Origin of the sequence: Mesorhizobium sp. M4B.F.Ca.ET.203.01.1.1, from assembly GCF_004791025.1 — a bacterium.
GTDB classification, from domain to species: domain Bacteria; phylum Pseudomonadota; class Alphaproteobacteria; order Rhizobiales; family Rhizobiaceae; genus Mesorhizobium; species Mesorhizobium abyssinicae.
On sequence record NZ_SRUO01000006.1, the window covers coordinates 53,005 to 76,994 of the forward strand.

General features: G+C 65.4%; 21 protein-coding genes and 1 tRNA gene. 4 read left to right on the forward strand and 18 right to left on the reverse strand.

The window, feature by feature from the left end; all coding sequences use genetic code 11:
• Nucleotides 1–119: 119 nt before the first annotated feature.
• The 3 genes from EN846_RS15265 to EN846_RS15275 form a co-directional block, all read right to left on the reverse strand.
• Nucleotides 120–707, reverse strand: a complete 588-nt coding sequence (locus EN846_RS15265; protein ID WP_127390819.1) for a GNAT family protein — start codon at nt 705–707, stop codon at nt 120–122.
• Between the two features lie 118 nt (nt 708–825).
• Nucleotides 826–1,095, reverse strand: a complete 270-nt coding sequence (rpmA, locus tag EN846_RS15270) for a 50S ribosomal protein L27 (RefSeq protein ID WP_126057796.1) — start codon at nt 1,093–1,095, stop codon at nt 826–828.
• A 102-nt stretch (nt 1,096–1,197) separates the two neighbouring features.
• Nucleotides 1,198–1,881: a 50S ribosomal protein L21 gene (locus EN846_RS15275; protein ID WP_127390818.1), complete on the reverse strand. Its 684-nt coding sequence runs from the start codon at nt 1,879–1,881 to the stop codon at nt 1,198–1,200.
• Nucleotides 1,882–2,278: 397 nt separating this feature from the next.
• Between EN846_RS15275 and EN846_RS15280 the strand changes: the two genes are divergently transcribed.
• Nucleotides 2,279–2,368, forward strand: a tRNA-Ser gene (locus EN846_RS15280).
• Between the two features lie 100 nt (nt 2,369–2,468).
• Here the strand turns inward: EN846_RS15280 and hutH are convergent.
• The 4 genes from hutH to EN846_RS35865 all read right to left on the reverse strand — a co-directional run bounded on the left by hutH (nt 2,469) and on the right by EN846_RS35865 (nt 8,686).
• On the reverse strand, nt 2,469–3,956 hold the full coding sequence (hutH, locus tag EN846_RS15285; protein WP_127390805.1) for a histidine ammonia-lyase: 1,488 nt from the start codon (nt 3,954–3,956) through the stop codon (nt 2,469–2,471).
• 261 nt (nt 3,957–4,217) lie between these two features.
• On the reverse strand, nt 4,218–4,388 hold the full coding sequence (locus tag EN846_RS35145; RefSeq protein ID WP_187331380.1) for a hypothetical protein: 171 nt from the start codon (nt 4,386–4,388) through the stop codon (nt 4,218–4,220).
• Between the two features lie 647 nt (nt 4,389–5,035).
• Complete coding sequence (recQ, locus tag EN846_RS15290) at nt 5,036–6,880, reverse strand: DNA helicase RecQ (RefSeq protein ID WP_127390812.1); 1,845 nt, start codon at nt 6,878–6,880, stop codon at nt 5,036–5,038.
• 138 nt (nt 6,881–7,018) lie between these two features.
• Nucleotides 7,019–8,686, reverse strand: a complete 1,668-nt coding sequence (locus EN846_RS35865; protein WP_245493237.1) for a sulfotransferase — start codon at nt 8,684–8,686, stop codon at nt 7,019–7,021.
• A 343-nt stretch (nt 8,687–9,029) separates the two neighbouring features.
• Here EN846_RS35865 and EN846_RS15300 point away from each other — a divergent pair, with 343 nt between their 5' ends.
• Nucleotides 9,030–10,043, forward strand: coding sequence for a glycosyltransferase family 9 protein (locus EN846_RS15300; RefSeq protein WP_127390806.1), 1,014 nt, complete (start codon nt 9,030–9,032; stop codon nt 10,041–10,043).
• A 15-nt stretch (nt 10,044–10,058) separates the two neighbouring features.
• Here EN846_RS15300 and EN846_RS15305 read toward each other — a convergent pair whose 3' ends face one another.
• Both EN846_RS15305 and kduD read right to left on the reverse strand, forming a co-directional pair.
• Nucleotides 10,059–10,397 (reverse strand): cupin domain-containing protein, encoded by a 339-nt coding sequence (locus EN846_RS15305; protein WP_127390807.1) that lies wholly within the window; start codon nt 10,395–10,397, stop codon nt 10,059–10,061.
• Nucleotides 10,398–10,408: 11 nt separating this feature from the next.
• Nucleotides 10,409–11,188, reverse strand: a complete 780-nt coding sequence (gene kduD, locus EN846_RS15310) for a 2-dehydro-3-deoxy-D-gluconate 5-dehydrogenase KduD (RefSeq protein ID WP_128345986.1) — start codon at nt 11,186–11,188, stop codon at nt 10,409–10,411.
• A gap of 374 nt (nt 11,189–11,562) precedes the next feature.
• Here kduD and EN846_RS15315 point away from each other — a divergent pair, with 374 nt between their 5' ends.
• The gene (locus tag EN846_RS15315) at nt 11,563–13,134 is read left to right on the forward strand and encodes a mannitol dehydrogenase family protein (protein ID WP_127390809.1); all 1,572 of its coding nucleotides are present in this window, start codon (nt 11,563–11,565) and stop codon (nt 13,132–13,134) included.
• A gap of 29 nt (nt 13,135–13,163) precedes the next feature.
• Here the strand turns inward: EN846_RS15315 and lepB are convergent, their stop codons facing one another.
• The 9 genes from lepB to EN846_RS15360 form a co-directional block, all read right to left on the reverse strand.
• On the reverse strand, nt 13,164–13,910 hold the full coding sequence (gene lepB / locus EN846_RS15320) for a signal peptidase I (RefSeq protein ID WP_127390814.1): 747 nt from the start codon (nt 13,908–13,910) through the stop codon (nt 13,164–13,166).
• A gap of 342 nt (nt 13,911–14,252) precedes the next feature.
• A complete protein-coding gene (locus EN846_RS15325) occupies nt 14,253–14,660 on the reverse strand; it encodes a F0F1 ATP synthase subunit epsilon (RefSeq protein ID WP_127390810.1) in 408 nt (135 codons plus the stop codon).
• Nucleotides 14,661–14,768: 108 nt separating this feature from the next.
• On the reverse strand, nt 14,769–16,334 hold the full coding sequence (atpD, locus tag EN846_RS15330; RefSeq protein WP_127283052.1) for a F0F1 ATP synthase subunit beta: 1,566 nt from the start codon (nt 16,332–16,334) through the stop codon (nt 14,769–14,771).
• Between the two features lie 76 nt (nt 16,335–16,410).
• Nucleotides 16,411–17,298: a F0F1 ATP synthase subunit gamma gene (locus EN846_RS15335; RefSeq protein ID WP_126057606.1), complete on the reverse strand. Its 888-nt coding sequence runs from the start codon at nt 17,296–17,298 to the stop codon at nt 16,411–16,413.
• 34 nt (nt 17,299–17,332) lie between these two features.
• The gene (gene atpA, locus EN846_RS15340; protein WP_126057605.1) at nt 17,333–18,862 is read right to left on the reverse strand and encodes a F0F1 ATP synthase subunit alpha; all 1,530 of its coding nucleotides are present in this window, start codon (nt 18,860–18,862) and stop codon (nt 17,333–17,335) included.
• Nucleotides 18,862–19,422 (reverse strand): F0F1 ATP synthase subunit delta, encoded by a 561-nt coding sequence (locus EN846_RS15345; RefSeq protein WP_127390811.1) that lies wholly within the window; start codon nt 19,420–19,422, stop codon nt 18,862–18,864. Before EN846_RS15345 ends, atpA begins: the two co-directional genes overlap by 1 nt.
• 246 nt (nt 19,423–19,668) lie before the next feature.
• On the reverse strand, nt 19,669–20,064 hold the full coding sequence (locus EN846_RS15350; protein ID WP_126057603.1) for a DUF4345 family protein: 396 nt from the start codon (nt 20,062–20,064) through the stop codon (nt 19,669–19,671).
• Between the two features lie 94 nt (nt 20,065–20,158).
• Entirely contained in the window at nt 20,159–20,854 is a 696-nt protein-coding gene (locus tag EN846_RS15355) for an aspartate/glutamate racemase family protein (protein ID WP_127391491.1), read from the reverse strand.
• A gap of 30 nt (nt 20,855–20,884) precedes the next feature.
• The gene (locus tag EN846_RS15360; protein WP_127309054.1) at nt 20,885–23,068 is read right to left on the reverse strand and encodes a primosomal protein N'; all 2,184 of its coding nucleotides are present in this window, start codon (nt 23,066–23,068) and stop codon (nt 20,885–20,887) included.
• Nucleotides 23,069–23,157: 89 nt separating this feature from the next.
• Between EN846_RS15360 and fsa the strand changes: the two genes are divergently transcribed.
• A complete protein-coding gene (gene fsa / locus EN846_RS15365) occupies nt 23,158–23,814 on the forward strand; it encodes a fructose-6-phosphate aldolase (RefSeq protein ID WP_127283048.1) in 657 nt (218 codons plus the stop codon).
• The last annotated feature ends 176 nt before the right edge of the window (nt 23,815–23,990 follow it).

Genomic DNA, 23,990 nt, shown 5'->3' on the forward strand with positions numbered 1-23,990 from the left:
GCTGCGCCGAGAATGGTGACTTCCGAGACCCGGAGCGGAGCGTGCTTGAAGCACGTGAGCACCGGAAGCGCAGGAAGTCGCCGTTCGCAGGCCAGCCTCACCTGAATATCGGCCCATCTTTAGAAGTGGACCCAGTTGCGCAGGCTGGTCCACGTCTTGCGATCGAGCCGGTAGCGCTCGACCGGCACCTGGCCGGCGACGATCGAGTTCAGCATGCCCTGGCCGGCATACTGGAAGCCGCACTTGTGGATGACCCGGCGCGAGGCCGGATTGATGACCCGGGTCGAGGCGTGCAGCACCTGGGTCGAGGTGTTCTGGAAGGCGAGGTCGACCAGCGCGTGCGCGGCCTCCGTCGCATAGCCGCGCTTCCAGTAGGGTTCGCCGATCCAGTAGCCGAGCTCCAGCCCGCGATCGGTGGTGTTCAAGCCCGCGCAGCCGACGAAGGTGCCGGTGCCGGCTAGCGTCAGCGCATAGACGATGCCTGCCCGGCGCGATGAGGCCATGGCCAGGAAGGCGCGAGCCTCGGCCTCGCCGTAGGGATGCGGCATGCGGGCCAGCATCTCGGCCACATGACGGTTGTCGGCGAGCGCCACCAGTTGCCCGACATCGCTGTCGCGCGGGGCGCGCATCACCAGCCGCTCGGTGGCCAGCGCCGGGCAGTCTATCGCGTAACTTTCGTCGTCCGTGTCTTCCGCTTCGGCAACCATTTTCAGTCCTCCAGGCAAAGAAAAAGGGGAGATGGAAACCCATCTCCCCTGATCCTTTTCCTGGCCTGGCCAGACACCGGTTCCCGAGATGGGTGCCGGTGTTGTGGTGCGGAACCGGCTATTCCGCTGCTTTGGTAATCGGGTTCACCGAAACGTAGGTTCGGCCGTTGGCTTTTTTGTTGAAGGCGACTGCGCCGGCTTCGAGCGCAAACAGGGTGTGGTCCGTGCCCATGCCTACGTTGGTGCCCGGATGCCACGAGGTGCCGCGTTGACGAATGATGATGTTGCCCGGAATCACGGCTTCGCCGCCGAACTTCTTCACGCCGAGCCGCTTGGAGTGCGAGTCGCGACCGTTGCGCGACGAACCGCCAGCTTTCTTGTGTGCCATCTAACTAACTCCGATACGCCTCGAGGGGCGTTTGAATGGTCTTATGAACGCGTTCGCGTTCCGTTTCAAGTCCGATCCGGCGATCGTTTCGCCGGCTCCGCCTTACTTCTTCGCCAGCTCCTTGGCCTGCTCGCGCCAGTCCTTGATCTGGTCGGCGCTGAACGGCATGTGCTCGTCGATCTTGGCGACATCCTTGTCGGAGAGCTTGGCGAGCTGCGCGAAGGTGATGATGCCCTGCTCGTTGAGATCCTTGGCGGCGACCGGGCCGATGCCCTTGATCACGGTCAGGTCGTCCGGCTCGCCCTTCGGCGCCTTGAACAGCGGCGCGGCAGCGGCCTCGACAGTAGCTTCCGCCTTCGGAGCGGCTTCCTTCTTGGCCTTGGCCTCCTTCGGAGCGGCTTCGGCCTTCGCCTCGGCGGCAACCTCTGCCTTGGCCTCCGGCTTGGCGGCGGCCTTCTTCGCCGGCTTGGCGCCACCCAGCAGGATCTCGGCGATCCGGACGGTGGTCAAAAGCTGGCGGTGGCCGATCTTGCGGCGCGAATTCTGCCGGCGGCGCTTCTTGAAAGCGATGACGGTGCGGTTCTTGCCCTGCTCGACGACTTCGGCCGTGACCAGAGCGCCATCGACGAACGGCGCGCCGAAGGTGACGTTCTCGCCCTCGCCATGCGCCAGCACATTGCCGATCTCGACGATGTCGCCGACCTTGGCTTCGAGTTTCTCGATCTTCAGGAGATCGTTGGCGGCGACGCGATACTGCTTGCCGCCCGTTTTGATGACTGCGAACATTTTTTGCCTTTCGCTGTTCGGTCGGCCTCGATGAACCGCATCAAGCGGTTCGGCCGTCTTTTTGTCAGTCTGCGGGTTCAAAAAACAAGCGGCGCGGAAGACCCCTCCACGCCGATTGCGCGCGTTCCCTAACCGAAGGTCCGGTCAAAGTCAAGGCAAGCAGCCGACACCATGAACGTCGGGCGGTTAGCGGCGCCCAGGCCGGCCGCCGTCATCCATGTGAGAGGCGAACGTTGACGCCGCCGACTGGCCACCTGGCCGCCCCGCGGGAAGCGCTTGGCGGTGACCAAATCGACACCACGTCAAAGAAGCCTGACATCCGGCAGATTTGGCCTTGTAACCTTGACGTCCAGTCGTTATCTAGTGCGCCGCGCCGGCAACGGCCGACCATGACCGCGGAGAGGTGGCAGAGTGGTCGAATGCACCGCACTCGAAATGCGGCATGCTCGCAAGGGCATCGGGGGTTCGAATCCCTCCCTCTCCGCCATCCTGCTCGTTCTTCGAGCTTCGGGGAACAGCCCGCTCCTCGTGCGAAGCAGGTTGCCCCTCCGAAGCTTTGGCGCAGGCGGGCGGCTCGGAGCTGCCTTTCACTGACCCACATCGGCTTCGCGGATGAAATCGCGCAGCTTTTCCATGTCCCAGGACAGCGGGCGGTCATCGCTGTAGTGCGCGACGCGCTGGCGGATGGCGCGATAGATGGCATCGGTGCCTGGCGCCCGTGCCGCGCGGTCGGACAGGAAATCATGCGCCTGCGCGGCCGCCATGAGTTCTATCGCCAGAATGTATTCGGCGTTGTCGATGACGGCCAAAAGCTTGTTGGCCGCCACGGTCGGGTGGGCGAGGAAATCCTCCTGCAGGCCGGACGTGACGCCGCCGTCTGTCGCCGCCGGCGCGGCAAGGCGTCGATTGACGTTGCTTAGCGAAGTGGCGGTGTACTGGGCGATCATGAAGCCGGAATTGCAACCGCCTTCCGCCGCCAGGAATGCCGGCAGATTGTTGACCAGCGGGTTGACCAGGCGGTCGATGCGACGTTCGCTCATGGCGGCAACCTGCGCCAGCGCAATCGTCAAACTGTCGGCGGTCTGACCGAGCGCGGGCGCCACCGGATGCGCCTGCGAAAACACTTTCGGATCATCGATCGTGCCGGAGACCGCGGGATTGTCGGTTACCGAGGCCAGTTCACGATCGACCAGTAGCGCGGAACGCTCGAGGACTTCCCGCGCCGCGCCGTGCACATGCGGCACCGCGCGAAGGCTGAGCGCATCCTGCGTGCGACTGCCCTGCGCCGCCGCGATCAGCCCGCTGCCATCGAGCAGACGCCGCAACGACGTGCCGACTGCCTCGATGCCGGGCGACGGCCGCATGGCGAGCACATGTTCGTCGAAGGCCGCCATCTGCCCGCCCGCGGCCTCCAGCGTGAGCGCCGCCGCCGCATCGGCCCAGCACAGCAAACGCTCGGCGCGCACCAGCGCGATGCTTGTCAGGCCGGTAGCGCATGCCGTGCCGTTGACGAGGCTCAAGCCTTCCTTGGCGCCCAGCACCAGCGGCTCCAGGCCGATCTCGGCCAGAGCCTGGCGACCGTTCATCCTGCGTCCGGCGACCCTTGCCATGCCCTCGCCGATCAGCACCAGCGCGATATGGGCATTGTGCGTGAGATATCCGGCAGATCCCCGGGAAGGAACTTCCGGAATGCAGCCGCGCTCGAGGAAGGTGAGCAGATTGCGGACGATCTCGGGCCGCACGCCCGAATGGCCATGCGCGAAATTTGCCACCTGCACGGCGATAATGGCGCGGATACCGCGTTCAGGCGCCAGTTCGCCGACGCCGCAGGCGTGGCTGAGAATGATGTTGCGCGACAGCTTCTCCTGCATGGCTGGCGCCACCACCTGGCTTGCAAGCGCCCCGACCCCGGTGTTCACGCCATAGGCACGGATGCCCTTTTCGACGAGGCTTGCCACGATGCGGTTCGCATGGGCGATGCGATCCCAGGCGGCCGGCGCCAATTCCAGCTTTTCGCCGTCTCCGACGCGCGCGATGTCGCGCCAGTTTGCGGCATTGTCGATGATTATTGTCATTCGTGCATTCCACCCGGGCTGACGCCCTCAAAAACTGCGCTGGGTCCCAGCAGCGCCGTACCTAAGGCTTTCCGAGCATGCCTTTTGTAGGAATTTCGCCGCGGCGGGGGACAAAGGTGAAAAAAATCGGCGGAACTTGGCTCGTGCCGACCGGCGTTCGGCAACTGCCAGCCAGGAATGCGCCTTACGATCGGGAAACGTGGCCTGAGCCACCGCGATGGCGGGTTCTTCTCCGCTTTCCACCGTCGGCATAACGCCGTGTCAGCGGTTGAACTTGCCCTCGTAACCGTAGCTAATGTCGCTCGGCAGGCTGAGCGCAGCTTGCCGGAATTCGAGGTTGAATATCTGATCGGCATAGCGGCCATCGTTCAACAGCCCGTCCCATGCGAAGAACGCGGCAACCGCGACAAGGATGAGCATAAACGATCGCATCGCGATAATCCTCCCCCAAGGGGAACTAGGCGAACTGAAGCTTCCCGATAGAGTGCTTGCGCATCCTCAACACCAATAGGCGAGTAGCCGCGAACGGTGTCATGACGAGGAACGTCGTCGCGACGCTGACGAGCAACGACAACTGACAGAATGCACTGGGGACGTAACAAACAGCTTCCATAGCCCTAACCCCTTTGACCACCGTGTTTACCTTGGTGGCCTCCTCCGCCCTTCTACAAGCATGCTCCTCCTTCAGTAGAAATACAAGAGCTTGCTAATATAGGGATTTGGCGTTCTTGCTGGCCGATTTCGGATTCGTCGAACCCGCCAGCTATCATCAACGCCAAGGGAAAATCTGACAGCAACCGTTGCGTGCCATCCGCGGTGATGATGCGCAGCCGTTGCACTGTCTCACTGGGGCAACAGTCAGAAACTCATCGCGTTCGCCTCCCGCCGGATGTGGTCGGATGTCCCATGAACGCCGCGCTTTCATTTGAATTGTTGCGTCCAGCAGACGAGAGGCGCGCACCGGCGGCGCGAAGTCCAGGTTCCGTACCTGCCGCAGCATTGACGGCCCTTTGAGGTACCCGGCGTCGCAGAGATGCTCTCTAAGCGGCTACGCGCACTATTGAAGGGTATCGGCGCCGTCAAGCTCCGGATCCATGCCCGGCGATGGTTTCGAGAAATACCTCGCCGAACTCCCTGAGCTTGGCCTCGCCGACGCCGTTCACCTCGGCGAAGGCGTCGAGGTCGCGCGGGCGGCGGTCGGCCATGTCGATCAGCGTGCGGTCGGAGAAGACGACATAGGCCGGCACCTGGCGTTCTTTGGCCAGGCGCAGCCTCAGCGTCTTGAGCGTGGCGAGCAGCGCGGTATCCACGCCTTCCATGTCCGCTCCGCCACCCTCGGCGGAGCGCGCCTTGCCACGCATGGAGCGGTGCCGCGTCTCGACGCGATACTCGAACGAGCCCTCGCCACGACCGAGCGCATGGCCGCTGTCGGCGATGGCGAGGCCGCCATGGCCGGCCGGATCGGGCATGAGAAACCCGCCAGCGACGAGCTGGCGGATCAGTGACAGCCACGCAGGCCGTTTGTGCGCCATGCCGGTGCCGAAGCTGGCAAGCCTTTGATGGCTCCTGGCCAGCACCTTCTCGGTCTCATGGCCGAGCAGGATGTCGATGACATGGGCGGCGCCGAAACGCTCGCCGCTCTGTGCGACGGCGGCGAGGATGAGACGCGCCTCGGCGCTGCCGTCGGCGCGCGGCACCTGCTCAAGGCAGTTGTCGCAATTGCCGCACGGCTCGGCCTGTTCGCCGAAATAGCCGAGCAGCACCTGGCGCCGGCACTGCGCCGTCTCGCAATAGCCGATCAGCGTGTCGAGCCGGCCATGCGAGCGGCGCTTGTGCTCAGGCGCCGCATCTTCATCGTCGATGAACATGCGGCGCGTGCGGATGTCGCCGAGGCCGAACAGCATATGCGCCTCCGCCGCCCTGCCGTCGCGGCCGGCGCGGCCGATCTCCTGGTAATAGGCTTCGAGGCTGCCCGGCAGGTCGGTGTGGAAGACATAGGCGACATCCGGCTTGTCGATGCCCATGCCGAAGGCGATGGTCGCCACCATGACGACGCCGGAGAGCGTCATGAAGGCGTTCTGATTCGCTTCACGCGCCTCCTTGCTCATGCCGGCGTGATAGGCGAGCGCGGTGACGCCGTTCTTCTCGAGGAAGGCCGCCATCTCCTCCGTCTTCCGGCGCGACAGGCAGTAGACGATGCCGCTGCGGCCGGGATGCCGCTCGACGAAGCGCAGCAACTGGCGCTTGCTGTCCTGTTTGGCCTCGATGGCAAGCTTGATGTTCGGCCGGTCGAAGCCCAGCACCAGGGTCTCGACGCGTCCGGCGAACAGCCGGGCTTCGATGTCGGCGCGCGTCCCTTCGTCCGCCGTCGCCGTCAGCGCGATGACCGGCACATCCGGGAAGATGCCGCCGAGCCGCGACAGGTCCTCGTATTCGCGCCGGAACGCCGGCCCCCATTGCGAAATGCAATGCGCCTCGTCGACGGCGATCAGGCGGACGTCGAGCCTGGCGAGTGCATCGAGCATGCGCTCGGTCATCAGCCGCTCCGGGGCGAGATAGAGAAGCCGCGTCTGGCCGGACGCGACGCGGCGCCAGGCGGCGACGTTGGCGTCGCGGTCGAGCGAGGAATTGATCGTGTCGGCGGTCACACCTGCCAGGCGCAGCGCCGCGACCTGGTCCTGCATCAGCGCCACCAGCGGCGACACGACGATGGTGAGCCCGCCCAGCACCAGCGCCGGGACCTGGTAGCAGAGCGACTTGCCGGCGCCGGTCGGCATCACCGCCAGCACATGGCGCCCGGCAAGCAGCGCCTCCATCACCGCGGCCTGGCCGGGACGAAAATCGTCGAAACCGAAGACGTCCTTGAGGACGCGATGCTTGGCATCCCGTCCATCCGCCGGGACGCTCGCCGCCGATCTGTGCATCACCCGATGGTCCCCGGTTTGTTCGAGGCCATGGTCTTAAAGGCAAGATCGCCCGGGCGCCACCCGCCGCGTACGTCGCCTGCGTTCTGGTCGGCTTCAAGCGGCGGACCGTGCGCCGTTGCAGGCGCCCGATGCGACTCACTCTCCAGGTTCGCCCCTTCCGGCATTCACGTCTGCCGGCAGCTCGTAGCCGAATTCGCGGCAGAACATCTCGACGCGGGCGAGGAAGGCCGGCGGCAGACCCTGGAGATAGGTCCTGAGCGCCTCATTGCGTTCCCATTTCCGCAACGAGGTGGCGTGGACCGGATTGTCCGCATCGGCGCTGAAGCGGATCGCCGGCGCAATGCCGAACGCGCCGGCGATCCGCGCCTGTTCGGCATCCGGCTCGGCAATCAGGTCCTCATAGCGCAGATAGAGGATCTTTCGCGCCGGCTGGGCTTCGCGCAACCGGATCAAGCCGGCATACTCCGCCTCCCAGCGTTCGGTCGTGACATGGAAGGGGCGCAGATGCACCGTCTGCGGATGCGCGCTGGTCAGCACGTCGAAAGGATGGCGCACGCAATAGATCAGGCCGATGCCGGCGGGCAGCTGCCATAGCAGCTCATGGCTCTCGGCGGTGCGCTTGACGACGAGATTGGCATGCGGGCGCTTCAGTTCGAGCAGCTTCGGGAACGGCGATTCGAATTCATGGACATAGGTATCGTCGAAGCAGCCCATCAGCCGGCGAGCGAGCGTGGTTCCGCTGCGCGCGCAGCCGGCAATGAATATCCGCCTGGGCGCCCTGGTGCGGATGCCGAGGCGTCGAAGCCGTTCAGACAGCGGCGAGGTCACCCGGCGAAGGGTTCCGGGAAGCCGTTCCGCCATCCGCTCCTGCGCCGTATGGATTTCGGCCAGCGCGATACCACTCTCGCCGGCGACGGCATAGAGCAGCCATGTCCGGCCGTCTTCCTCGAAGATCGCCGGATCGCGCAAGGCATTTTCCCGGCCTTTTGCCGCTCCTGTGCGGCTGCGCCGGACGGGCTCGCCATTGCCTTCGAACCCGCATGAAGGCCGCAGCAGCTCGGCCTTGCCCTGCACCTTCCAGCGTTGCCAGTCGCGGGCAAGATCGACGGTCCCGTGGAGGATCCGCTCCGGCGCATCGCCCCGGCGCGTGTAGTAGATCCTGAGCTGCTCGCCGCATGTCTGCACGGCGACATGCCTGGGGGAGAGACGGCGGCCCGAGGCAGGCAACAGCACGGGGCCCGGCTCGAAGCCCGAAAGCCCGTCGCTGGAGCGCGACAGCCTGACGGCGCCGGTGCCGAAAAGCCCGTACCACCAGCCGCCGTGACGGAAGATCCGCGCGTAGGATGGCCCGAGCGGCTCCGGATGGGGCTCGAAATGGATGCCGTCGCGCGAGGTCGCGGCAAAACTCGTCTGCCTGCGGCCGCCGGCCTCGGTCGGTCCGTGAAAATACATGACCAGGCGGCGGCCTTGATCGTCGACATGGACGTCCGGCGAAGCGATGTGTTCTCGCAGGAACGCGCACTGGTCGAGCGACAGCGACCCGCCGGGATGGACCCGCCACGGGCCCTGCGGCGAATCCGCGAAGGCGAGCCGGATGTATGTGCCGGTGTGGTGGGCGAAATAGAGATAATAGGCGCCGAGCCGGCCCGGCAGCCAGTCGGGGACCCTGATCAGCGACGGGCCGTTGATGTTGGCGCCATCGTCGCCCGGCAGCATGCCCGGCGTGATGATGGGCCCGTGCCGCCGCGCCTCCAGGACCACGCGAGCCCCAAGCTGAAAAGCCTCTTTGCGGCCTTCGTTCAAGCTTTGCCTCTCCACCCCCGTACATGGTCAGATACGTGCATTTCCAGAGGCCTGCAAATGGCCTGGTTTATCCACAGGCAGGAGAACCTCGATCGAGCCCGCGTTAAACCTATCTTCACCATGTTGCGGCACCGTCCCAGTCCTGCGGTGATGTTTTGAGTACCGCGGCGCGACACGCGCCCAGGCAACATACCCGCGCCTCCCCGGAGGCGCGGGTTTTCTGTTCCTGGATGCGCGGCAGATCGCCTTTGACTCGCCAGGACGGCTTCAGTATCAGCGGCTGGACCAGAGCGCGCCTTGATCGAGGCTCATTTCCGCCCTGAGCCACGGGTTCCGCACCGGCATGGATTCGACCGCACCGCTGCTGATCTTCTATGCCCGCAACGACGCCCTCGGCGACGGATTGCTGAGGCTGCCGGCATTGCGCGCCGCAAGGACGGCCTTCCCGCATAGCCACATCGTTTATGGCACAATGGGCAACTCCTCGCTTACCGGTGTCTTGAGGAAGCACGTCGCTTCCCTCATCGACGATTTCAGGCCGGTGACGCCGCTTTCGGCTGTTCTCGCCGAGTTCAAGCCGCGCGGCGCGCAAACGACGCTGGTCGATTTCCGCACCGGTGTGCCCGGCCTGCTGGTGACCGGATTGCAGCTCATCGGCCGCGGCGTTCGCTACGAGCCCAATTTTGCCGGCTATTTGCCGTCCTGGCGTCCGGGCGTCCGATGGACGCTGCGTCCCGAACACAATGCCTGGCGCTACCATCGGCTGGTGGAGCGGCTGGCCGGCAGGCATCTGCCATTCGACCACAGGCTGGACGTTCCGCAGGCTGCCCGCGCCCTGGCGCGTCAGTTACGCGGCGCGGACCAGCGTCCGCTCATCCTTCTTGGCGGCAACGCCAAGGGCAACAAGTTCATGGGCAACGCCCAGGTCGCCGCCGTCGCCGGCAACCTCATCGATGCCGGCTACCGGGTGCTCTATCTGGTCACCCCGGGCAGCGGACCGAGCCCGCAGACCCTTGCCGCGAAGGAACCCCGTCTTCAACTGGTCGGCCCGGAGCTTGGGCTCGATGCCGAGGCGTTCAGCGACCTGCTGCTTGCGCTCGGCGAAATGGCGGCCGCCTATGTCGGCATGGAAGGCGGCCTGGGCCATCTGTTCGCCACGGTCATGACCCCGACGGTGATCATCAACAACGGCGCCAACATGGAACGTTGGCGGCCACTGTCGAACACCGTCGAGGTGGTCACCGCGCCAAGGCGCGGGAGATCGGCGAAAGTCTCCGATACGCCGGCCGAGGCGATTATCGAGGCCACGCATCGCTTGCTCGCCGCGAGCCGACGCGACCACGCCTTGCCCCGCTAGATCACCGTCAAGAAATCAGCCGAGGAAATCGGCGCGGTGCGGCGTGAAGCTGTCGACCAGGCGCCCGGCCTCCAGCGCCCTGACGCCGTGCAGCAGATTGGACGGAACGATGAAGCTGCTGCCCGCTTCCAGGATTTCGGTGCGGCCGTCGACGGTCACCTCGAAGCGGCCTTCGGCGACGTAGCTCGCCTGCACATGCGGATGCGAATGCAGCGCGCCGACGCCACCCTTGTCGAAGCCGAACTCGACCATCATCAGCTCGTCGGTGTGGAGGAGCACGCGCCGGCGGTTGCCGTCCTGCGTCGGCGTCCATGCTGCCTCGCCGGCATGCGAGAATATCTTCGCTTCGGTCATCGTCATCTTCCTCACCGCGCCAGCCAGCCGCCGTCCACCGGGACCACGGCGCCGTGCATATAGTCCGACGCCGGCGCGAGCAGGTACGCGGCGGCGCCGCCGATGTCTTCCGGCCGCCCCCAGCGCCCGGCCGGGATGCGCGCCAGGATCGAGGCGCTGCGATCGGGATCGGCGCGCAGCGCCTCGGTGTTGTTGGTCTCGATATAGCCGGGCGCGATGGCGTTGACGTTGATGCCCTTTTGCGCCCATTCGCAGGCGAGCAGCCGGGTGATGCCGAGCACGCCGTGCTTGGAGGCCGTGTAGGAGGCGACGCGGATGCCGCCCTGGAAACTCAGCACCGAAGCGATGTTGACGATCTTGCCGCGCCGTCCGGGTTCGGCAAGCACATTCCGGGCAAAGCCTTGGCTCAGCATGAACACCGTCTTCAGATTGACGTCGATGACGTCGTCCCAGTCGGCTTCGGTCAGCTCGACCGCATCGGCTCGCCTTATGATACCGGCATTGTTGACCAGGCCGTCGAGCGATCCGCTGTCGTGCCAGACCCGGTCGAGCATCGCCTGCGCGGCCGTCGAGTCGGCAAGGTCGCAGCGCACCGCCTCGAAGTGCCCGCCGGCCGCCTCTATCCTTTCGGCGGTCTCATCCATCGCCGAGCGGCCGACGCCGACCACCGTGCCGCCGGCACGCGCGACCGACACCGCGATGCCCTGGCCGATGCCGGTATTGGCGCCGGTGACCAGGATGCGCTTGCCGGCGAGGCTGAAGGCGGAAAGATCGGGCCCTGTACTGCTCATGATATCCAACATCTGTCTGTCATCGATGACGCAGTGCCTCCGTGATCGCGTCCAAGCCGCGCAAAAGCCGGTTCGCCGGTGTATGACCGTGCGGGCTGACGATGGGCAACTTTTCCACGCCGGCGCAAAGCGCGCCGGCAACGCGCGCATCCGCCTCGGAGGGAACAGCAAATCCGGATCGGTCAGCGCGATCATGGACATAGCGGCTCCCCCAGGATGGACAATCGGTACGGTCGGGCAGGAACGATGTCAACGCGGCCGGCATCCACCCGCCTGCTTGCGGCATTGGGGAACAGATGATACCCCGCATCCGATCCATCGCACGGGGACATCCGCATGCCGCTCCGCCGAAACCTCCCAGCGTTTTTGGTGCCATGACCCACGACCGTCTCTCCGATGGGACGCTGCGGTCCTTGCCAAATCAGCTTTCGGTTCCCGCCTACGATCGGGCCGACATCGCGCCGGGCATTGTCCATCTCGGCGTCGGCGCCTTCCACCGTGCCCACCAGGCCGCCTATGTCGACGACTGCCTGGCGGCGGGAGAGCGTGACTGGGGCATTGTCGGCGTCTCGCTGCGCAGCGCCGACACACGCGATGCGCTGGCGCCGCAGGACGGACTCTACACGCTGGCGATCCGCGACAGCGGCGGCGAGAGCCTGCGCGTCATCGGCTCGATCCAATCGATGCTGGTGGCGCCTGAGGACCCAGGCGCGGTGCTGGCCGTGCTGATCGACCCGCGCACCCGCATCGTCACGCTGACCATCACCGAGAAGGCCTATCTGAGGGCCGCCGACGGCCGGCTCGACGAAACCCACCCCGACATCGTCCACGATCTGGCCAATCCGGGATCGCCGCGCACCGCGCATGGTTTCCTGACCGAAGCGCTGGCGCGCCGCCGCGCCGCCGGCACGCCGCCTTTCACCGTTCTTTGCTGCGACAACCTGCCGGCCAACGGCGCCACGCTGCACCGGTTGCTGGTCGAGTTCGCCGCGCTTCACGATCAAGGACTCGCCCGACAGGGCGATGTCCAGCTCGCCCGACAGGGCGATGCCGGGCTCGCCCCACAGGGCGATGCCCCTCTTGCCAGCCATATCGCAAACGACGTGGCCTTCCCGTCGAGCATGGTCGACCGCATCGTGCCGGCGACCACGGACGCCGACCGGACACGCATCGCGGTCGAGCTCGGCGTCGAGGATGCCTGGCCGGTGATGACCGAGCCGTTCTGCCAATGGGTGGTCGAAGACGATTTTCCAGCAGGCAGGCCGGCCTGGGAAAAATTCGGCGTCACCATGGTCGCCGATGTCGGTCCCTTCGAGGACATGAAGCTGAGACTGCTCAACGGTTCGCATTCGGGCATCGCCTATCTCGGCCTGCTCAGCGGCCATGCGACCGTCGACCGCGCCTTCGCCGATCCGGCGATCCGGCAGTTCGTCGATCGCCTGTGGGCCGAGGCCATTTCGACGCTGCCCGAGGATGCCGGGCTCGACACCAGCGCCTACACGGCGGAACTCGCCCAACGTTTTTCGAACACCGCGCTTGCCCATCGCACCGCGCAGATCGCCAATGACGGCAGCCAGAAACTGCCGCAGCGCATCGTGGCGTCAGTCGTGGAGTGCCTGGAAGCCGGCACCGAGATGGTCCATCTCACGCTGGTGGTGGCCGCCTGGATCGCCGCCTGCGCGGCGCGCGGCAAGGCCTTGCCGGAAGCCCATTTCACGGATCCGCTCGACGCGCCGCTGACGGAACTTTTGAGCCAGCAGCTGCCGGCGAACGAAACCGTGACGGCCGTGTTCGATCTCGCAGGCTTCGCCAGGGACCACGCCGAGCGCCAGACCTTGATTGAACTCGTGGCGGTCCATCTCGTCCACTTGCGCCGCGACGGCCCCACCCTGGCCTTCGCCGCGCTTGGCATAGACGGCGAACGGCAAGGCGCCGACACCGAATAGACTTGCAGTTCCACGCACGGATGGCTCACTTATTCTACAGCCGAGCCATCCAGTGTTTGCCGGGACGAATAAACGGTGCCCTTGGAATTCCAGAACAGCCGCACGGCCTTGCCGACCAGGTTTTCGTAAGGGACGAATCCGACAGTGAATCGACTGTCTGAAGCATTGTCCCGATTGTCGCCAAGCACGAAATAGTGGCCTTCGGGCACCTCGAACACGCGCGTGTTATCACCAACGGAATTGTCCGCCAGGTCGAGAACGAAATGGCTGACACCGCCTGGCAAGGCCTCGCGTTGAAGCTTGGCCGGCTGCGACATCTCCTCGTACGGGAACGTGCCGGCATCCTCGAGACCGACGGGCACATCGTTGATGTGGAGCACGCCGTCGACCATCTGGATTTTCTCGCCCGGCAAGCCGACGATCCGCTGGATATAGTCGATGCTTGGGTCGGACGGGAATTTGAAGACCACGACATCGCCACGCTTGGGCTCTGCGCCGAACATGCGTCCTTCGATCGGCAGCAGAGTGAACGGCACGCTGTAGCGGCTGTAGCCGTAGGCGAATTTGGAGACGAAGACATGGTCGCCCTCCTGCAGTGTCGGCACCATGCTGCCGGAGGGAATCGAGAACGGCTGGAACAGGAACGATCGGATCAGTAAGGCAGGCACCGACGAGGTGAGCAGGACGAGCACCAGCACCGAAAGCCCGTGCGCATACCATTTGTCCGGCTTGAAGCGATGTGCAAAGGGCACGACGAGCGCCACCCACAGGATCATCAACACGAACCCTGAAAGATTGGCCAGCCCGGCAAGATCGGTGCCCGGCAGCACCGGAAACCCGATATAGACAGCCGCGACGCCGAGGGCGCTGAACACAATCAGGACGGCAAGCGCCAGCCTTCCGGCGCCGATCCAGAGAAACCCGCCGAACGGCCCGCCAAAGGCCGACACCAGCGCCGTCGACCACTTGGATCGCGGCGCGATTTCTCGCTGGTCTGATTGCTACGTCATCGCCACCCCCCACGCCAAGGCAGCCGGACTGTCTATCAGGCGAGAAACGGGGGCAAACAAAAAAGCGGGACAAGCCCGCTTTTTTCAATCTCCGGTGGAAGCCTGGTCTCAGGCCGGCAGGATGGCGCCTTCCAGCGTGGTGAGCTGGCTAAGGAACTGTTCCGCCTTGCTGCGCGCCTGGTCGTCCTTGGCGTCGGCGGCGTCTTCCTTGGCTTCCTGGATGCGGCGGGCGAGGTCGGCACGGTCGATGTCGCCGACCGCCACGGCCGATTCGGCAAGCAGCGTGCAACCGGAAGCCACGATGTCGGCGAAGCCGCCGAACACCACGTAGCGCTCTTCCTTGCCGCCGACGGTCTTCACCGTGACGACGCCCGGCTTGATCGTGGTCATGACCGGCGCGTGCAAGGCCATCACGGTCATCTCGCCTTCGGCGCCCGGAATGACGACGGACTCGACCTCTTCGGAAACCAGCAGGCGCTCCGGCGAGACCAGTTCGAACTTGAAAGCTTCAGCCATGTCAATCTAGTGAGTAGGGAATAGTGAGTAGGGAGTAGGGAGAGGACAATTGTCCGATCACCCAGCTGCTATTCACTACTGACTACTGACTACTCCCTATTGCCTTGATTACGCCGCTTCAGCCGCCAGGCGCTGTGCCTTCTCGACCGCTTCCTCGATGCCGCCGACCATGTAGAAGGCGGCTTCCGGCAGGTGGTCGTAGTCGCCGGCGCAGAGGCCCTTGAAGCCCTTGATGGTGTCGGCGAGGTCGACCAGCTTGCCCGGCGACCCCGTGAACACTTCGGCGACGAAGAACGGCTGCGACAGGAAGCGCTCGATCTTGCGGGCGCGGGCGACGGTCTGCTTGTCCTCTTCCGACAGCTCGTCCATGCCCAGGATGGCGATGATGTCCTGCAGCGACTTGTAGCGCTGGAGGATCGACTGCACCTGGCGCGCGACCTGGTAGTGCTCCTCGCCGACGACCATCGGGTCGAGCATGCGCGAGGTCGAGTCGAGCGGATCGACGGCGGGGTAGATGCCCTTTTCCGAGATCGCGCGGTTGAGCACGGTGGTGGCGTCAAGGTGAGCGAACGAGGTCGCCGGCGCCGGGTCGGTCAAGTCGTCGGCCGGCACGTAGATCGCCTGCACCGAGGTGATCGAGCCCTTGGTCGTCGTCGTGATGCGCTCCTGCAGCGCGCCCATGTCGGTGGCCAGCGTCGGCTGATAGCCCACGGCCGAAGGAATACGGCCGAGCAGCGCCGACACTTCCGAACCCGCCTGCGTGAAGCGGAAGATGTTGTCGACGAAGAACAGCACGTCCTGGCCCTGGTCGCGGAAGTACTCGGCAACGGTGAGGCCGGTCAGGCCGACGCGGGCGCGGGCGCCCGGCGGCTCGTTCATCTGGCCGTAGACGAGAGCGGCCTTGGAGCCGGCGCCGCCGCCCTTCTTGTTGACGCCCGATTCGATGAACTCGTGATAGAGGTCGTTGCCTTCGCGGGTGCGCTCGCCGACGCCGGCGAACACCGAGAAGCCGCCATGCGCCTTGGCGACGTTGTTGATCAGTTCCTGGATCAGCACCGTCTTGCCGACGCCGGCGCCACCGAACAGGCCGATCTTGCCGCCGCGGGCGTAAGGAGCGAGCAGGTCGAGCACCTTGATGCCGGTGACCAGGATCTGCGCTTCCGTCGACTGGTCGACATAGGCCGGAGCCGGCTGGTGGATGGCGCGCTGTTCGACGCCGTCGACCGTGCCTTCCTCGTCGACCGGCTCGCCGATGACGTTGATGATGCGGCCGAGCAGGCCGGGACCGACCGGCACCGAGATCGGCGCGCCGGTGTCATAGACCTCCTGGCCGCGGACCAGGCCTTCGGTTGAGTCCATGGCGATGCAGCGCACGGTGTTTTCGCCGAGATGCTGGGCCACTTCGAGCACGAGGCGGTTGCCGACATTGGAGGTTTCCAACGCGTTCAGGATCGCCGGCAGGTGGTCGCCGAACTGCACGTCGACGACGGCGCCGATGACCTGGCGGACCTTGCCGACGGCGCCGGTCTTCTTGACGGCGACGCTCGCCGCCTTGGCCGGTGCTGCCTTGGCTGGTGCCGCCGCCTTCTTGGCCGGAGCGGCCTTCGCGGCTGCTGCCGGAGCCTTGGCCGGTGCCGCCTTGGCGGCGGTCTTCGGAGTCGCTGCTTTCGCCATCGTCTTTGCCCTTTTTCGTCTTTCTGTTTCTCGCGCTGTCCGCATGGAGGTCAGCGACCTCCACATGGGCCCGCGACTAGAGCGCCTCGGCGCCCGAAATGATTTCGATCAATTCCTTGGTGATCTGCGCCTGCCGCTGGCGGTTGTAGGTGATCGACAGCTTGTTGATCATGTCGCCGGCGTTGCGCGTCGCATTGTCCATGGCGCTCATCTTGGCGCCCATCTCGCCGGCTGCGTTTTCGAGCAGCGCGCGGAAGATCTGGACCGAGATGTTGCGCGGGATGAGGTCGGAGAGGATCTCGCCCGGCTCCGGCTCGTATTCGTAGACGGCGTTGCCGCCATTGGTCGCCTCGGCAGCAGCCGGAGCGGCAGTCGCCGCCGGGATGATCTGCTGCGCCGTCGGGATCTGGCTGATCACCGACTTGAACTGCGAGTAGAACAGTGTGCAGACGTCGAAACCGCCCTCGTTGAAGAGGTGGATGACTTTCTTCGCGATCGCATCGGCATTGGCGAAGCCGAGCGTCCGCACTTCACGCAGGTCGACGCGCTCAAGGATCAGCGATGCGTAGTCGCGGCGCAGGATGTCGTAGCCCTTCTTGCCGACGCAGATGATCTTGACCTGCTTGCCGTCGGCCAGGAGCTTGCGGATGTGGTCGCGGGCAAGGCGGGCGATCTGCGAATTGAAGCCGCCGCAGAGGCCGCGCTCGGCGGTGCAGACGACGAGCAGTTGCACGTCGTCCCTGCCGGTGCCGGTCATCAGCGCCGGAGCATCGCCGCCGCCGCCGATCGCCTGGGTGATGTTGGCCAGCACCGCGCCCATCCGCTCGGAATAGGGACGCGCCGCTTCGGCCGCTTCCTGCGCGCGGCGCAGCTTCGCCGCGGCGACCATCTGCATCGCCTTGGTGATCTTCTGCGTCGCCTTGACCGAGGCGATACGGTTACGAAGGTCTTTTAATGAAGGCATGCTTCAAACCTGATCCCGTGCGTCCGGCTTCTTCTTAGGCGAAGGTCTTGGCGAAGGCGTCGATCTCGGCCTTGAGCTTGGCGCGCAGATCATCCGACAGCGCCTTCTCCTTGCGGATGCCGTCGAGCACGTCCTTGCCGGCCGAGCGCATGTGGCTGAGCAGGCCATGCTCGAACTTGCCGACCTGGTTGATCGCCAGCTTGTCGAGGTAACCGTTGACGCCGGCGAAGATCACCGCAACCTGCTCCTCGACCTTGAGCGGCGAGAACTGTGGCTGCTTCAGGAGTTCGGTCAGGCGCGAGCCGCGGTTCAGCAGGCGCTGCGTGGCGGCGTCGAGGTCGGAGCCGAACTGCGCGAAGGCCGCCATTTCGCGATACTGAGCGAGTTCGCCTTTGATCGAGCCGGCAACCTGCTTCATCGCCTTGATCTGCGCCGACGAGCCGACGCGCGACACCGACAGGCCGACATTGACCGCCGGACGAATGCCCTGGAAGAACAGGTTGGTTTCGAGGAAGATCTGGCCGTCGGTGATCGAGATCACGTTGGTCGGGATGTAGGCCGACACGTCGTTGGCCTGCGTCTCGATGATCGGCAGCGCGGTCAGCGAGCCGCCGCCCAGATCGTCATTGAGCTTTGCGGCGCGCTCGAGCAGACGCGAGTGCAGGTAGAAGACGTCGCCCGGATAGGCCTCGCGGCCCGGCGGGCGGCGCAGCAGCAGCGACATCTGACGATAGGCGACGGCCTGCTTCGACAGATCGTCATAGCTGATCAGCGCGTGCATGCCGTTGTCGCGGAAATATTCGCCCATGGTGGCGCCGGTGAACGGCGCCAGGAACTGCATCGGCGCCGGGTCGGAAGCGGTGGCGGCAACGACGATCGAATATTCAAGCGCGCCGCGCTCTTCCAGCACCTTGACGAACTGCGCGACGGTCGAGCGCTTCTGGCCGACGGCGACGTAGACGCAGTAGAGCTTTTCCTTTTCCGGGCCGTTTTCGTGCACCGACTTCTGGTTCAGCATCGTGTCGAGAATGATGGCGGTCTTGCCGGTCTGACGATCGCCGATGACCAGCTCGCGCTGGCCGCGGCCGACCGGGATCAGCGCATCGATGGCCTTGAGGCCGGTCGACATCGGCTCGTTCACCGACTTGCGCGGAATGATGCCGGGCGCCTTGACGTCGACGCGCTTGCGTTCGGTCGCCTTGATCGGGCCCTTGCCGTCGATCGGGTTGCCGAGCGCATCGACGACGCGGCCGAGCAGGCCCATGCCGACAGGCGCGTCGACAATGGCGCCGGTCCGCTTGACGGTGTCGCCTTCCTTGATGTCGCGGTCGTTGCCGAAGATGACGACGCCGACATTGTCGGCTTCGAGGTTCAGCGCCATGCCGCGGATGCCGCCGGGGAATTCGACCATTTCACCGGCCTGGACATTGTCGAGGCCGTAGACGCGGGCGATGCCGTCACCGACGGACAGCACCTGGCCGACTTCGGAGACCTCGGCCTCCTTGCCGAAATTCTTGATCTGGTCTTTCAGAATTGCGGAAATTTCCGCGGCGCGGATGTCCATCAGCCGACCTCTTTCAGTGCAAGCTTGAGCGAATTGAGTTTGGTTTTGAGCGACGTATCGATCTGGCGCGAGCCCATCTTGACCACCAGCCCGCCGAGCAGCAACGGGTCGACGGTGACCGTGATGGCCACGTCCTTGCCGGCAACGCTCTTCAGCGCCGCCTTCAGTTCGGTCTCCTGCGCGGCCGTCAGCGCATGCGCCGAGGTGACCTCGGCCGAAGCCTCGCCACGATGCTCGGCGGCGATGCGGCGGAAAGCCTTGATCATGCCGGGCACTGCGAACAGGCGGCGGTTCTTGGCGACGACGCGCAGGAAATTGCCGGCGAGCCCGCCGAGCTTTGCCTTGGCGACGATCGCGGCGATCGCCTTGGCCTGATCCTCGCTGGAGAACACCGGGCTGTTGATCAGCCGGGAAAGATCGGCGCTGCCTTCAAGCAGCGCCTCGAAACTGGTGAGGTCGGCCTCGACCTGGGCGACCGAATTTGCCTGCAGCGCGAGTTCGAACAGCGAACCCGCATAGCGTTCTGCGACAGCTGAGATTGGCGATGACGATTGAGCCACGGACCGTCTTTTCTCTTGTCTGACAGGCCGCAGATTGTTGGCGCGAGCGAGAACTCTGGCTAAATCTTTGACCTTACTGCATTTTTCCAAGCACGGAGGCGCGGCTTCCGCTATCCCCGGCCGAAAGTCGATTGCCGTCTAGCACAGGCCTTTTAAGACCGCAATGCGTCGTCCGGCATGGTTTTCAGGCACTTTTGTCGCATCCGGCGGTAGAGACCAACCGCAAGCGCCGGATTAGTCAATGATTCAGGGCAAAAAGCCGAAAGCAAAGGCCAGCGGCAATGCCGCCAGCACCAGCTCAACCACGATCGAAGCCCAGTTGAAAGGCGTATTGGCGCCGTCCGACATCATCGACAGCAAACGGCCGAAAGCGGTGAACAGCCAGGAGAAGCCGAGCGCCATGTAAAGCAGCGGTTGCGCGAGCAGGATGCAGCACAGGCTGACGCCGAGATAGAAGCCCGACATGCGGCCGCGCCCCTCGGCGATCGCCGCCGCCTTCTCCGGCCTGGCCTGCAGCCTGAGGATCCTGAAAGCGAGGTTCGGCGCCAGGAACAGCAGCAGGCCGATGAGCAAGGTCGCCACCGCGCTCGACCATGCCAGCCACTCGCCCTGGCTCATCGGCCACGGAAACGCAAATTCCATTTTGTCCCCTCGTAAATGCCTGTTTGAAAACCGGGGCATTCTAGCGGAGGAAAAGCCGTGCGCCAGATGGCGCCGGAACTTTAGGAAAGGCGTATCAAGACAGGGCGAATGCGACCGCCGCCTCGGCATGCAGGCGCGTCGTGTCGAACACCGGAATGTCGAAGTCCGCCTGGCCGATCAGCATGGTGATCTCGGTGCAGCCCATGATGACGCCGTCGATATTCTCATCGCGCCGCAGCCGGCCGACTTCCTCGACATAGGCCGCATGCGAATCGGGTTTGACGATACCCTGGCAGAGTTCGTCATAGATCACCCGGTGCACCATGTCGCGGCCGGCCTGGTCGGGCACGATAGGCTGCAGGCCATATTTCTCGGCGAGCCGGCCCTTGTAGAAATCCTGCTCCATGGTGAAGCGGGTGGCGAGCAGCGCCGGCCGCCTGACGCCGGCATCCCTGACCGCGACCGCGGTGGCGTCGGCGATGTGGATCAGGGGGATCGACACCGCCGCCTGCACGTCGTCCGCCAGCCTGTGCATGGTGTTGGTGCAGACCACCAGGCCCTCGGCGCCGCCCGCCTCCAGCTTGCGCGCGGCCTCGACGAGCAGCACGCCCGCGCCCTGCCAGTCGCCGGCATGCTGGCGCTCGGCGATCTCGGCGAAGTCGAACGACCATAAGAGCAGCTTCGCCGAATGCAGCCCACCGAGCCGCTCGCGCACGATCTCGTTGAGCAGGCGATAGTAGATGGCGGTCGATTCCCAACTCATGCCGCCGATGAGGCCGAGGGTCTTCATCTGTTCATGCCTCCGATCGCGTGATCAATCTCACAAAAAGCTCTGCGGATCGATATCGACCTGGACCCGGACCGAGCCGCGCAATTTCGGCCCTTCGGCCAGCATGGCGCGGATGAAGCCCTGCATGTCGGCGCGCCGCTCGCCCTGGATCAGCAGGCGGAAGCGGTGGCGCCCGCCGAGCAGTGACAACGGCGCCTCGGCCGGGCCCAGCACGAACAGATCGGCCGCCTGCGGCGCGGCGCGGCGCAGGCCGCGCGCATGCGCCTCCGCTTCGGCCCGCGTCGCGGCGCTGACGATAACGCCGGCGAGCCGGCCGAAGGGCGGCAGCGCCGCCCGCTCGCGCTCGGCGACCTCGCGCTCGTAAAAGGCCTCGGCATCGCCGGAGACGATGGCCCGCATCACCGGATGGTCCGGCTGGTAGGTCTGCAGCAGGCCGAGGCTCTTCTTGCCGGTGCGGCCGGCGCGACCCGTCACCTGGCTGAGCAGCTGGAAGGTTCGCTCGGCCGCGCGCGGATCGCCATTGGCGAGGCCGAGATCGGCGTCGACCACGCCGACCAATGTCATGTTGGGAAAATTATGGCCCTTGGCGACGAGCTGCGTGCCGATGACGATGTCGGCCTCGCCATTGGCGATGGCTTCCAACTCGAGCCTGAGCCGTCGCACGCCGCCCATCAGGTCGGACGAGAGCACGATGGTGCGGGCGTCGGGGAAGTGCGCCACCACCTCCTCGGCAATGCGCTCGACGCCGGGACCGCAAGCGACCAGATGGTCGAGCGTACCGCATTCGGGGCACGCCTCCGGCCGCCGCTCATTATGCCCGCAATGGTGGCAGACAAGCTGGCCGCGAAAGCGGTGCTCGACCAGCCAGGCCGAGCAGACCGGACAGCCGAAACGGTGGCCGCAGACGCGGCACAGCGTCAGCGGCGCATAGCCGCGCCGGTTGAGGAATAAGAGCGACTGCTCCTTCTTCTCCAGCGTGCGCCGCATCTGGTCGAGAAGCAGCGGCGACAGGAAGCCGCCGCGCGCCGGCGGCGCGCGGCGCATGTCGATCGACTTCAGGTCGGGCAGCGCCGCCTCGGCAAAGCGCGACGAAAGCACCGCCCGATGATAGCGGCCCTGGCTGGCATTGACCCGGCTCTCGACCGACGGCGTCGCCGAGGCGAGCACGATCGGGAAGCCGCCTATGTGGCCGCGAACCACCGCCATGTCGCGGGCATTGTAGAAGACGCGATCCTCCTGCTTGTAGGCGGGGTCGTGCTCCTCGTCGACGACGACCAGGCCAAGCTCAGGGAAAGGCAGGAACAGCGCCGAGCGCGCGCCGGCGACGACGCGCACGCCGCCTTCCGCCACCTGCCGCCAGACTTTCTCGCGCATCCTCGGCGGCAGGTCCGAATGCCACTCGGCCGGCTTGGCGCCGAACCGGTCCTGGAAGCGTTCCAGGAAGGCATGGGTCAGCGCGATTTCCGGCAGCAGGATCAGCACCTGCCTGCCCTGGTCGAGCGCCGCCGCCACCGCCTCGAAATAGACCTCGGTCTTGCCGGATCCGGTGACGCCATCGAGCAACGTGACGCCAAAGGCGTTCGCCGCGACGCCGGCACGCAGCATGGCCGCCGCATCCTCCTGGTCGGGCATCAGCGTCGGCTGCGCGTAGGCCGGATCGGGCGCCGCCACCACCGGCCGCGGCGGGATCATCACCGTCTCGAACACGCCTTGCGCCCGCAAGCCGTCGATGACCGCCGACGACACGCCGGCCGCATGCGCCAGGCCCGAGCGCGTCCAGGCGAGGCCGCCCTCGGCCGTCGCCAGCACGCGCGCCCTCGCCTCGGTCATCCGGTCGGGTCTGGCCAGGGTGAGCTGCAGGCCTTCGATCCAGGGCTCCGGGTCGAAGGCCTCCGGCGCACGAAGCAGCATGCGCGCCACCATGCCCGGCGCCGCCAGCGTGTATTGCGCGATCCAGTCGACGAAGCGGCGCATCGCGCGGTCGATCGGCGGGCAATCGAACACCTGCTCGATTGGCCGCAATTTCCTCGCGTCGACCGTCTCGACGGCGCCGTCCCAGACGATGCCGGCGACCTGCCGGGGCCCCAGCGGCACGCGCACGATCGAACCCGGCACCACGCGCATGCCGGCCGGCACCGCATAGGTGTAAGGCCGCTCGGCCGGCATCGGCACCAGCACCGGCGCGGCCGCGACAAAGGGCGAATCTTCCATCATGAGGCGTGACCTTGCCCCGACTTTGGTCTAGAGCAAAGGCCGACCCCCAAGCTGCATGTCATGCACATGAAAATCTTCAGGAGACCGCGATGAAATTTTTTGTCGACACCGCCGATATCAAGGAAATCCGCGAGCTGAACGATCTGGGGCTGCTCGATGGCGTCACCACCAATCCCTCGCTGATCCTGAAATCGGGCGGCAAGATTGCCGAGGTGACCAAGCAGATCTGCGACATCGTCGAGGGCCCGGTCTCGGCCGAGGTCGTGGCGACCGAATACAAGCAGATGATGGCCGAGGCCGAGGTGCTGGCCAAGATCGCCCCCAATGTCTGCATCAAGGTGCCGCTGACGCTGGACGGGTTGAAGGCCTGCAAGACCATCCGCACCGAGATGAAGCGCATGGTCAACGTCACGCTCTGCTTCTCCGCCAACCAGGCGCTGCTCGCCGCCAAGGCCGGCGCCTCTTTCATCTCGCCCTTCGTCGGCCGCATCGACGACACCGGCTCGGACGGCATGGAGCTGATCCAGGAGATCCGGCAGATCTACGACAATTACGACTACCAGACCGAGATCCTGACCGCCTCGGTGCGCACCGTGAACCACGTCAAGCAGGCGGCGCTGATCGGCGCCGATGTCATCACCGCGCCGCCGGCGACGCTGAAGGCGCTGGTCAGCCATCCGCTGACCGACAAGGGCCTTGCCGCCTTCCTCGCCGACTGGGCCAAGACCGGCCAGAAGATCGGCTGATCTCGTCTCAACGATACGAAAAAAGGCCGGGCGACCGGCCTTTTTTGTTGCAAACAGCAAAGTCGGAAACGCTCAGAGACCGTTTCGAAATTCGCTCTGGCGAGTCATATGGCGGTGGTTTCGAGAACCGGAGCGCAGCGGACATTCAGGTCCGTGAGCACCGGAAGCGCAGAAAC

Excerpts from the sequence above, each read along its gene's own strand:
- EN846_RS15350 (WP_126057603.1), bottom strand. The coding sequence starts at position 20,064 with ATGGAATTTGCGTTTCCGTGGCCGATGAGCCAGGGCGAGTGGCTGGCA.
- kduD (WP_128345986.1), bottom strand. The coding sequence starts at position 11,188 with ATGAGCAGTACAGGGCCCGATCTTTCCGCCTTCAGCCTCGCCGGCAAG.
- EN846_RS15275 (WP_127390818.1), bottom strand. The coding sequence starts at position 1,881 with ATGTTCGCAGTCATCAAAACGGGCGGCAAGCAGTATCGCGTCGCCGCC.
- EN846_RS15360 (WP_127309054.1), bottom strand. The coding sequence starts at position 23,068 with ATGATGGAAGATTCGCCCTTTGTCGCGGCCGCGCCGGTGCTGGTGCCG.
- lepB (WP_127390814.1), bottom strand. The coding sequence starts at position 13,910 with ATGATCCTGTGGGTGGCGCTCGTCGTGCCCTTTGCACATCGCTTCAAG.
- atpD (WP_127283052.1), bottom strand. The coding sequence starts at position 16,334 with ATGGCGAAAGCAGCGACTCCGAAGACCGCCGCCAAGGCGGCACCGGCC.
- rpmA (WP_126057796.1), bottom strand. The coding sequence starts at position 1,095 with ATGGCACACAAGAAAGCTGGCGGTTCGTCGCGCAACGGTCGCGACTCG.
- EN846_RS15265 (WP_127390819.1), bottom strand. The coding sequence starts at position 707 with ATGGTTGCCGAAGCGGAAGACACGGACGACGAAAGTTACGCGATAGAC.
- EN846_RS15335 (WP_126057606.1), bottom strand. The coding sequence starts at position 17,298 with ATGCCTTCATTAAAAGACCTTCGTAACCGTATCGCCTCGGTCAAGGCG.
- EN846_RS15300 (WP_127390806.1), top strand. The coding sequence starts at position 9,030 with ATGGATTCGACCGCACCGCTGCTGATCTTCTATGCCCGCAACGACGCC.
- EN846_RS15315 (WP_127390809.1), top strand. The coding sequence starts at position 11,563 with ATGACCCACGACCGTCTCTCCGATGGGACGCTGCGGTCCTTGCCAAAT.
- atpA (WP_126057605.1), bottom strand. The coding sequence starts at position 18,862 with ATGGACATCCGCGCCGCGGAAATTTCCGCAATTCTGAAAGACCAGATC.
- EN846_RS15325 (WP_127390810.1), bottom strand. The coding sequence starts at position 14,660 with ATGGCTGAAGCTTTCAAGTTCGAACTGGTCTCGCCGGAGCGCCTGCTG.
- EN846_RS35145 (WP_187331380.1), bottom strand. The coding sequence starts at position 4,388 with ATGCGATCGTTTATGCTCATCCTTGTCGCGGTTGCCGCGTTCTTCGCA.
- EN846_RS15355 (WP_127391491.1), bottom strand. The coding sequence starts at position 20,854 with ATGAAGACCCTCGGCCTCATCGGCGGCATGAGTTGGGAATCGACCGCC.
- fsa (WP_127283048.1), top strand. The coding sequence starts at position 23,158 with ATGAAATTTTTTGTCGACACCGCCGATATCAAGGAAATCCGCGAGCTG.
- recQ (WP_127390812.1), bottom strand. The coding sequence starts at position 6,880 with ATGCACAGATCGGCGGCGAGCGTCCCGGCGGATGGACGGGATGCCAAG.
- EN846_RS15305 (WP_127390807.1), bottom strand. The coding sequence starts at position 10,397 with ATGACCGAAGCGAAGATATTCTCGCATGCCGGCGAGGCAGCATGGACG.
- hutH (WP_127390805.1), bottom strand. The coding sequence starts at position 3,956 with ATGACAATAATCATCGACAATGCCGCAAACTGGCGCGACATCGCGCGC.